Origin of the sequence: Archangium sp. (assembly GCF_036389735.1) — a bacterium.
Classification (GTDB): domain Bacteria; phylum Myxococcota; class Myxococcia; order Myxococcales; family Myxococcaceae; genus Archangium.
This window is the reverse complement of the sequence record NZ_DASVWK010000700.1, coordinates 1-8,470: the sequence shown is the minus strand read 5'-3', so window position 1 is coordinate 8,470 and position 8,470 is coordinate 1. Positions and strand designations below refer to the sequence as shown.

Sequence of the window (8,470 nt, the reverse complement as noted above, 5' to 3'; positions counted from 1 at the left end):
TCCAGGTAGCGCGCGTAGGTGTCGAAGAAGTGGTCGACACCCGAGGCGACGGGAACGGCGTAGAGCGCCTCGTAGACGTCGACCCACACCACGGGCTGCGTCCCCGCCTCTCCCGCCAGGGCCGGCACCGTGGCGTAGCAGTAGGCCAGTCGGTCGTCCTTCGCGAAGACGCGCAGCGAGCCGAACGGCTCCGCCCACTCCCGCCGCCAGCGCTCGTTCACCCGGTGCAGGTCCGGTCGCCGCTCATGCTTCACCGGCAGCAGGGAGAGTTCGTCCCTCACCCAGAGGTACCCCACCCGCGCGTGCACCGCCTCCAGTTGGGAATCCATCGGCAGCCCCGCCACGGACGTCTTCGCCCGGAGCCCGCGCGCGAGCGGCGGCTCCACCTTGTGGGGATGGCCCCGGCTCCGACACACCTCCAGTAGGTGCTCGAAGCCGGGCAGTGGGGTCTTCATTCCTGGGTCTCCTCCGGGTGTCCTCTGCGGTCACCTCACTTTAGATGACCGCCCGAGTCATGTCACCCCTATCCCCCGCCGAACAAATGGCCGCGTGCCCTCCTCCGCTCCGCCGGAGCCTTGCTAGCGTGGGCCCACGAAAACGGGAGGACCCATCCATGCCCCATACCATCGATGAATTCATGACTCGCACCGTGCACACCATCGGCACGAAGAGCCCGCTGAGCGAGGCGCACCGGATCATGAACGAGCACGCCATCCGCCACCTCCCCGTCCTGGAGGGCGGAAGGCTCGTGGGAGTCGTGTCGATGCGCGACCTGCACCTCATCGAAACCCTCAAGGGCGTGGACCCCCAGGAGGTCACCGTCGACGAGGCCATGTCCCAGGACGCCTACACCGTGCCCCCCGGCACCGCGCTCCTCGAGGTGGCCCGCACCATGGCCATGCACAAGTACGGCTCCGCCGTCGTCGCCCGTGATGGCCGCGTGGACGGCATCTTCACCACCATCGACGCGTTGAAGGCCCTGGAGGCCCTCCTCGCCTCGCCCCAGGCCGAGGCCCTCTCCGCTCCCCGACGGAAGAAGACCACGCCCCGTCAGCTCGGCGGGCCCGGGACCCGGAAGGCCCCGGCCAAGAAGGTTGCCCGCGCCGTGACGAAGCGCCCCACGACGAAGCGCCCGGCTCGCAAGGCGGCTCCGGCTCGCAAGCGCGGCGGACGCTGAGCGGGAACAACAACGGCAATGGACCCTGCACAGACAGCTCCCCGAGTCCTCGTCGTCGGCTGTGGTGGCATCGGCGGCGTGCTCCTGTCCCGCCTGCTGGAGGCGGGTCAGCGGGTGGGCGCGGTGGCACGCCGCGAGGAGATCGCCCATGTGCTCCGGACGCGCGGCCCGGTGCTGCGCGACGAGAAGGGCGAGCGCACCGTCCGCGGTGACCTGGAGGTCTTCGTCCAGCCACCCCGGGAGGGCGCCCATGACTTCATCCTGCTCGCCACGCCGCCCAATGGCGTGGAGGCGGCGGCCCGGGACACGGCCCACCTGCTCGCGCCGGACGGGGCGATGGTGGTGTTCCAGAACGGGCTCTGCGAGGAGCTGGTGGCCCGGGTGGTGGGCGAGAACAAGGTCATCGGCGCCATCGTCGCCTGGGGCGCGTCCTCGCCGGAGACCGGCGTCTACGAGCGGACCTCCTCGGGCGGCATCGTGCTCGGAACGCTCTCGGGCGGGCCGGACCCCCGGCTGGCGCGACTGGCCGAGGTGCTGCGCGCGGTGTGCCCCATCACCTTCACCGAGAACCTGCGCGGCACCCGCTGGAGCAAGCTGGCCATCAACTGCGCCATCTCCACCCTGGGCACCGTGGGAGGCAGCCGGGTGGGCCCGCTCCTCCGGCACCGCTTCATCCGCAGGCTCGCGATGGAGGTCTTCACCGAGGTGTTCCAGGTGGCCCGCGCCGAGGGGGTGAAGCTGGAGAAGGTGGCCTCCACGGTGGACCTCGAGTGGCTCACGCTGAAGGAGTCGGAGCAGCGCGCGCGGGGCTCCCTCTCCCTCGTGGTCCGGCACGCAATGCTCCTGGCCATCGGTACGCGCTACCGCCGGCTCCGCTCGTCCATGCTGGCGGCGATCGAGCGGGGGCGCGAGCCGCCGGTGGACTTCCTCAACGGCGAGGTGGTCCAGCGCGGCAAGGCCCACGGCCTCCCCTCGCCCGTGAACGAGCGCCTGCTGGAGGCCGTCCACGCCATGTCCCGGCGCGAGCTGGCCCCTGGCGTGGAGACGCTCCGGCGCATCCACGAGCAGACCCGCCCACGAGGACCCTGACGCGCCGGGCGCCGCGACTCAGGCCGCCTTGCGCTTGGGCAGCACCTCGCGCAGCACCTCGTGGGCGCCACGCAGCATCTCCTCGGTGGTGTCCCAGCCCACGCAGGCATCCGTCACCGAGCAGCCGTAGCGCAGCTGCGAGAGATCGGCGGGAATGGGTTGGGTGCCGGCCTCGAGGAAGCTCTCGATCATCAGGCCCACCACCGAGCGGTTGCCCTCGCGGAGCTGGTGCACCACGTCGCGCATCACCAGCGGCTGGAGCTCCGGCTTCTTCCAGGAGTTGGAGTGCGAGCAATCGACGACGATGTTGCCCGGCAGCTTCGCCTTGGCGAGCGCCTGCTCGGCGAGGGAGACCGACACCGTGTCGTAGTTGGGCCGCCCGCCGCCGCCGCGCAGCACCAGGTGGCCGTAGGCGTTGCCGCGGGTCCGGATGATGGCCGACGCGCCGTGCTCGTTCAGCCCCAGGAAGCTGTGCGAGCGGGAGGCCGAGAGGATGCCGTTGACGCCCGCCTCCACCGAGCCATCGGTGCTGTTCTTGAATCCCACCGGGGTGGACAGCCCCGAGGCCATCTCGCGATGGGTCTGGGACTCCGCGGTGCGCGCGCCGATCGCGGTCCAGGAGATGAGGTCGCCGTAGTACTGCGGCGCGATGGGATCCAACGCCTCGGTCGCCGCTGGCAGGCCGAGTTCGGCCACGTCCAGCAGGAAGCGGCGGCCCCGCTCCATGCCTTCCTCGATGTGGAAGGAGTCGTCCATGCGCGGGTCGTTGATGAAGCCCTTCCACCCGGTGGAGGTGCGCGGCTTCTCGAAGTACACGCGCATGACCACCTGGGTGGTCTCCTTGATTTCATCGGCGAGCGCACGCAGCCGGCGCGCGTAGTCGAGGCCCGCCACCGGATCGTGAATGGAGCAGGGGCCGATGATGACGAACAGGCGCGGGTCCTTGCGGTCCAGGATGTCCATCAGCCCGCGGCGACCGAAGAGGACGGTCTCGGCGGCGCGTTCGGTCAGTGGAACGCGCGCCTTGATCTCGGCGGGGGAGGGCATGTGGTCGATGCCGGCGACATTCAGGTTTTCAGTACGAGCGGTCATGGCGCGATGCCGCGGGCGCGGCTCCTGGCTCCTCTGGCGAACACCCGATTCTAACGCGTCGGGGGTCAGACACCTTCTCCGAATGTCGGAGACCTCGTACGGTTTCTGTTTCTCTCCTGGATTGATGCCCGCTCGTGGACCGGCGGGCCGAGGAGGCGGTTGAAGGCCGTCTCCTCGTCGCCGCCGGAGCGCCCGCCTCAGGGCTGGGGCTGGCTCCACACCTCGGGCACCTGACGCAAGTCCGCCGTCGGGGCGAAGCCCGGTGGGCGGCGGTGCTTGGAGGCCTGCTCGTAGGCGTAGGCGAGGCGGAGGAGCGTCGGCTCGCTCCACGCGCGTCCGATGAACGAGAGGCCCACCGGCAGGCCCGCCACGTAGCCCGCGGGCACGGTGATGCTGGGGTAGCCCGCGACGGCCGCCGGCGAGGAGCTGCTGCCCAGCCAGTGGTCGCCATTCACCAGGTCGATGAACCCCGGCGGGGCCTGGGTCGGCGCGACGAGCGCGTCCAGCCTGTGCTTCGCCATCACCGCGTCGATTCCCTGCTCCCTCGACAGCTTCCGGCACGCCTCCAGGGCCTTGAGGTACTTCTTGTCCGTGAGCGGTCCCTTCGCCTGCGCCTGGAGGAAGAGCTCCTGGCCGAACCAGGGCAGTTCCTTGTCCCGGTGCTCCTCGTTGAAGCGGATGAGGTCCGCGAGCGTCTTCACCCGCGTCCGCTCCCCGAGCCCCGCGAGGTACGCCTCCAGGCCCGCCTTGAACTCGTAGAGCAGCACCTCCATCTCCGGCTCGTCCAGCTTCGAGGCGGTGGGGATGGGCGCCGGGTCGATGATGACGGCTCCCTGCGCCTTCATCAGCACCAGCGCACGCTCGATGAGCGCGTCGGTGGCCGGGTGGTAGCCGAAGAACCGCTCGCGCGGCACGCCGATGCGCGCCCCCTTCAACCCCTTCGGATCGAGGAACCGCGTGTAGTCCACCTGGGCATGCCCCTGGCTCGTGGCCGTCACCGCGTCACTCGGGTCGACGCCCGCCAGCACGCCGAGGAGCACGGCCGCGTCCGCCACCGTGCGCGCCATGGGGCCCGCGGTGTCCTGGCTGTGCGAGATGGGGATGATGCCCGAGCGGCTCAACAGCCCGAGCGTGGGCTTGAGCCCCACGAGCGAGCACGCCGCCGAGGGCGAGACGATGGAGCCGTCCGTCTCGGTGCCGACCGACACCGTGCAGAAGTTCGCGGCGGTGGCCGCCCCGGAGCCGGAGCTGGAGCCCGAGGGGGTCCGATCGAGCGCATAGGGGTTGCGGCACTGGCCGCCCCGCCCGCTCCACCCGCTGGAGGAGTGCGTCGAGCGGAAGTTGGCCCACTCGCTCAGGTTCGTCTTGCCGAGGATGACCGCGCCGGCGGCCCGCAGGCGCTCCACCACGAACGCATCACGCGAGGGCACGGCGCCCACGAGGGCGAGCGAGCCCGCGGTGGTCTGCATCCCGTCCGCGGTCGCGATGTTGTCCTTGATGAGCACGGGGATGCCGTGCAGCGGACCACGGGGCCCCTTCGCCTTGCGCTCCGCATCGAGCGCCGCGGCGATGGCGAGGGCCTCCGGGTTGAACTCGATGACCGAGCGGAGCGCGGTGTCTCCTCCCCGATCCAGCTCCTGGATGCGCGCGAGGTAGCGCTCGGCGAGGCCCTGCGCGGTGTGCTTCCCCGACTTCATGGCGGCCTGGAGCTCGGAGACCGTGGCCTCCTCCAGCTCGAAGGGCGCGCCGCGCGGCGCGGGGGCGGGAGCTCGCCCGGGGTTGCTCGGGGTGGGCTCGGCGTGGACATCCAGGGCGACGAGGGTGCTGGCGGCGGCGGCGCCACCGAGCAACGTCCGGCGACTCAGTCCCTGGGGATTCCCGGAGGAAGGTGTGGGCTTCTTCATGGAGGCCGCTGACTACAGCAGCCCTGGCGAATGACCGCAACTCAGGCGGCGGGGACTCGCGCCTCGGCCACCGCCGCGGCCAGGTACTTCCTGCGCGTGCCCATCACGTAGTCGAAGAGCGGGTAGGTCACGCACCAGTTCGCGTTCTGGTCGCGCCCCATGTGGTGGTCGTAGTGCCACGGCAGGTGCTCGCGCGCCCAGTCCTCGTCCAGGTGTGCCCGCCGGTGAACCACGTAGTACAGCACCGTCGAGGCCCACACCGTGGCCATGAACCATGGCGCCCACTTCAACAGCGGCAGGTGCCCCACCACGATGGCCGCCAGCCCCAGCAGCTCCTTGCTCTGTGGCTCCCAGCTCCACAGCGGCTCCTGGTACTGCTCGTCCACCATCTCGTGCCGGCGCGAGCGCTGGTGGTGGTCGTACCAGTGGAAGCCCCAGAAGCTCCCGTGTCTCTTGCCCAGCCCGTGCAGCACGTACCGGTGCAGCAACCACTCACCGAAGTTCGAGTACACCAGGCCCAGTGGAATACCGACCATCGCCCGCCTCCTGAAATGATGACTCTCCCATCATCTATCCGCGACGGCCCCCGTCCGCCGCCCGCGTGCCGGAAGTTGGACGGGAGGCCCGGCCGCCCGTAAGGAAGGAGGCCGTGCGGCGGAGACGGGCAAGCGGGTTTCCTTGGGTGAAGGTGGGGCTGTGCGCCCTGGTACCGCTCGTGCTCCTCAACCTCGCGGTGGCCTTCTTCGGCGACACCCGGGTGTCTCCCCTCTCCCTCTCCTTCCTGCGTCCCAAGGCACACGCCCTCGCCGCCTACGCGCGCCACCGTCCCGCCTGTCTGCTGCAAGGGCACCCCGAGCTCGAGCCCCTCATCCACGACACCGAGCGCCGCCACCGCCTCCCCACCGGCCTGCTGCGGGCGCTCGTGGAGGTGGAGTCCAACACCCAGCCCCACCGCATCTCCCCCGCGGGCGCCATGGGCCCCGGCCAGCTCATGCCCTCCACCGCCAGCCTCCTGCGCGTGGAGGACCCCTTCGACCCCGCGCCCGCGATCGACGGCAGCGCGCGCTACCTCGCCGAGCAGCTCGTGCGCTTCCGCGGCAACGTGCGGCTCGCGGTGGCCGCCTATAACGCCGGGCCGGGTAACGTGAACGGCCGCGTGCCTCGCAACGGCGAGACGGAGTTCTACGTGGACAAGGTGCTCACCGCCTACGAGCGCTTCCGGCCCCGCCCCCCTCCCGCCTCCAAGCGGCAGGCCCGTCCCGTCGTCTCCACCCCGCGTCATCCGCCCGTTGACCGACCCTCCTCCGGATGACCGACCTCCTCCGGATGACGGACGCGCGCACCCCGACAGACGTGCGATTCCCATCCGCATGAAACGAACCTCGAAGCTCGTGACGCTCGCGCTCGTCACCGTGGGCCTCCTCGTCGGCGTGTTGGCGGTCCTCTCCCTCTTCGGCAACAACCTGCGCAGGCTCTTCGGCGCGAGCGCGGACTCGCTCGGCAGCGCGGAGCCGGTGGTCGCCCGGCATTACGGGTTGAAGACCAAGAACCTGAGGACCTTCGGGTCGAACGAGGACGGGGAATCGTACGCGGCCGCCCCCGCCCCCGCGCCGGTCCACGTCCAGGCCCAGCAGGCCGTGCCCGCCGAGATGGTCGCCCGTGGCAACACCCACGTCACCGAGCGCCCCAACCCCTTCACCCACACGTCCGAGGATCGCTTCTCCACCTTCGCGGTGGACGTGGACACCGCCTCCTACGCCCTCTTCCGTCGCTATGTCTCCGAAGGCGGCCTGCCCCCGCGTGAGTCCGTGCGCGTGGAGGAGTGGGTGAACTACTTCCGCTACCGCTACCCCGCCCCCGAGCAGGGGGACTTCCGCGTGGAGCTCGAGGGCGCGCCCTCGCCCTTCACCCGGGGCCGCCACATCCTCAAGGTGGGCCTCCAGGGGCGCTCCATCGCCAAGAGCCAGCGCAAGCCCACCCACCTCGTCTTCCTGGTGGACACCAGCGGCTCGATGAACAGCCCGGACAAGCTGCCGCTCGCCCAGAAGGCCATGAAGCTGATGGTGGACGGCCTCAACGAGTCGGACACCGTGGCGCTCGTCACCTACGCTGGCGCCGTGCGCGACGTGCTGCCCCCCACCCCCGCCTCCCAGCGCGACACCCTCTTCGCCGCCATCGACTCGCTCACCTCCGGCGGCGGCACCGCCATGGGCGACGGGCTGGAGGTGGCCTACCGCCACGCCGCTCGGAAGGCCGGCCCCAAGGCCGTCTCCCGCGTCGTCGTCCTCACCGATGGCGACACCAACCTCGGCTACCACCAGTCCGCCGAGGCCATGCTCGCCAACATCCACGGCTTCGTGGAGGAGGGCGTCACCCTGTCCACCATCGGCCTGGGCATGGGCAACTACCGCGATGACCTGATGGAGAAGCTGGCCAACAAGGGCAACGGCAACTGCTTCTACATCGACAGCGAGCGCGAGGCCCGCCGCGTCTTCCAGGAGCGGCTCGCTGGTACGCTGGAGGTCATCGCCCAGGACGTGAAGGTGCAGGTGGAGTTCGACCCCAAGGCCGTGCGCGGCTACCGGCTGGTGGGCTACGAGAACCGCGCCATCGCCGACAAGGACTTCCGCGACGACAAGGTGGACGCGGGCGAGATTGGCGCCGGCCACACCGTCACCGCCCTCTATGAAGTGGAGCTCGCTGGCGAGGGCTCGCACGTGGCCACCGTGCGCGTGCGCGCCAAGCGTCCCGGTGGGGTGGAGGCCGCCGAGCAGCGCTTTTCCCTGGCGCGCGCGGGGCTGCACGGCTCGCTGCGCGAGGCCTCCTCCAACCTGCGTTTCGCCGCCGCCGTGGCCGGCACCGCGGACATCCTGCGTGGGGCGCCCCAGGCCAACGACTGGAGCCTGGCCACCGCCGAGGCGCTCGCCGAGGGCGCCGTGGACGGACTGAGCGACCGCGCCGAGTTCCTCGGCCTGCTGCGGCTGGTGCGCGAGCGCCAGGCCCAGTCCATGGCCGGCGGCATCCCCTACTAACGCGACGACGACTCCAGGCCCCGCCCGGCCGCCGTGTCCACCCAGACCTCCACATTCCCGTGGAGTTGGAGGAAGGAGGCCGGGCAGTGCGTGGTGATGGGGCCGCGCACCATGGCCGTCACCGCCGCCGCCTTGTTCACCCCGAAGGCCAGCAGGATGACACGGCGCGCCTGGAG

At 70.8% G+C, this 8,470-nt stretch carries 8 protein-coding genes and 1 pseudogene; 4 read left to right on the top strand and 5 right to left on the bottom strand.

Translation table 11 applies throughout. The features are described from left to right. A partial coding sequence (locus VF794_RS24710; protein ID WP_331114477.1) for a hypothetical protein occupies positions 1–455 on the bottom strand: 455 nt, incomplete at its 3' end. A 158-nt stretch (positions 456–613) separates the two neighbouring features. Between VF794_RS24710 and VF794_RS24705 the strand changes: the two genes are divergently transcribed. After that, positions 614–1,177, top strand: a complete 564-nt coding sequence (locus tag VF794_RS24705) for a CBS domain-containing protein (RefSeq protein WP_331114475.1) — start codon at positions 614–616, stop codon at positions 1,175–1,177. A gap of 18 nt (positions 1,178–1,195) precedes the next feature. Continuing rightward, positions 1,196–2,266 (top strand): 2-dehydropantoate 2-reductase, encoded by a 1,071-nt coding sequence (locus VF794_RS24700; protein ID WP_331114474.1) that lies wholly within the window; start codon positions 1,196–1,198, stop codon positions 2,264–2,266. Between the two features lie 18 nt (positions 2,267–2,284). On the opposite strand, the gene VF794_RS24695 is transcribed toward VF794_RS24700, so the two are convergent. From VF794_RS24695 to VF794_RS24685, 3 genes are all read right to left on the bottom strand, one after another. After that, the gene (locus VF794_RS24695; RefSeq protein ID WP_331114473.1) at positions 2,285–3,358 is read right to left on the bottom strand and encodes a 3-deoxy-7-phosphoheptulonate synthase; all 1,074 of its coding nucleotides are present in this window, start codon (positions 3,356–3,358) and stop codon (positions 2,285–2,287) included. 197 nt (positions 3,359–3,555) lie between these two features. Then, complete coding sequence (locus tag VF794_RS24690) at positions 3,556–5,262, bottom strand: amidase (protein WP_331114471.1); 1,707 nt, start codon at positions 5,260–5,262, stop codon at positions 3,556–3,558. Positions 5,263–5,303: 41 nt separating this feature from the next. Further along, a complete protein-coding gene (locus tag VF794_RS24685) occupies positions 5,304–5,798 on the bottom strand; it encodes a sterol desaturase family protein (protein ID WP_331114469.1) in 495 nt (164 codons plus the stop codon). Between the two features lie 146 nt (positions 5,799–5,944). On the opposite strand from VF794_RS24685, the gene VF794_RS24680 reads away from it, so the two are divergent. Both VF794_RS24680 and VF794_RS24675 read left to right on the top strand, forming a co-directional pair. Next, positions 5,945–6,574 (top strand): lytic transglycosylase domain-containing protein, encoded by a 630-nt coding sequence (locus VF794_RS24680; RefSeq protein ID WP_331114467.1) that lies wholly within the window; start codon positions 5,945–5,947, stop codon positions 6,572–6,574. A 58-nt stretch (positions 6,575–6,632) separates the two neighbouring features. Next, positions 6,633–8,294, top strand: coding sequence for a vWA domain-containing protein (locus VF794_RS24675; protein WP_331114465.1), 1,662 nt, complete (start codon positions 6,633–6,635; stop codon positions 8,292–8,294). Here the strand turns inward: VF794_RS24675 and VF794_RS24670 are convergent. Next, positions 8,291–8,470 (bottom strand): annotated as a pseudogene (locus tag VF794_RS24670) (glucosamine-6-phosphate deaminase); the annotation flags it as partial. The gene VF794_RS24675 and the pseudogene VF794_RS24670 sit on opposite strands and share 4 nt — an antisense overlap.

What these genes read in the sequence shown, in the direction of transcription:
- VF794_RS24705 (WP_331114475.1), top strand. Translation starts at nt 614, where the DNA reads ATGCCCCATACCATCGATGAATTCATGACTCGCACCGTGCACACCATC.
- VF794_RS24700 (WP_331114474.1), top strand. Translation starts at nt 1,196, where the DNA reads ATGGACCCTGCACAGACAGCTCCCCGAGTCCTCGTCGTCGGCTGTGGT.
- VF794_RS24695 (WP_331114473.1), bottom strand. Translation starts at nt 3,358, where the DNA reads ATGACCGCTCGTACTGAAAACCTGAATGTCGCCGGCATCGACCACATG.
- VF794_RS24690 (WP_331114471.1), bottom strand. Translation starts at nt 5,262, where the DNA reads ATGAAGAAGCCCACACCTTCCTCCGGGAATCCCCAGGGACTGAGTCGC.
- VF794_RS24685 (WP_331114469.1), bottom strand. Translation starts at nt 5,798, where the DNA reads ATGGTCGGTATTCCACTGGGCCTGGTGTACTCGAACTTCGGTGAGTGG.
- VF794_RS24675 (WP_331114465.1), top strand. Translation starts at nt 6,633, where the DNA reads ATGAAACGAACCTCGAAGCTCGTGACGCTCGCGCTCGTCACCGTGGGC.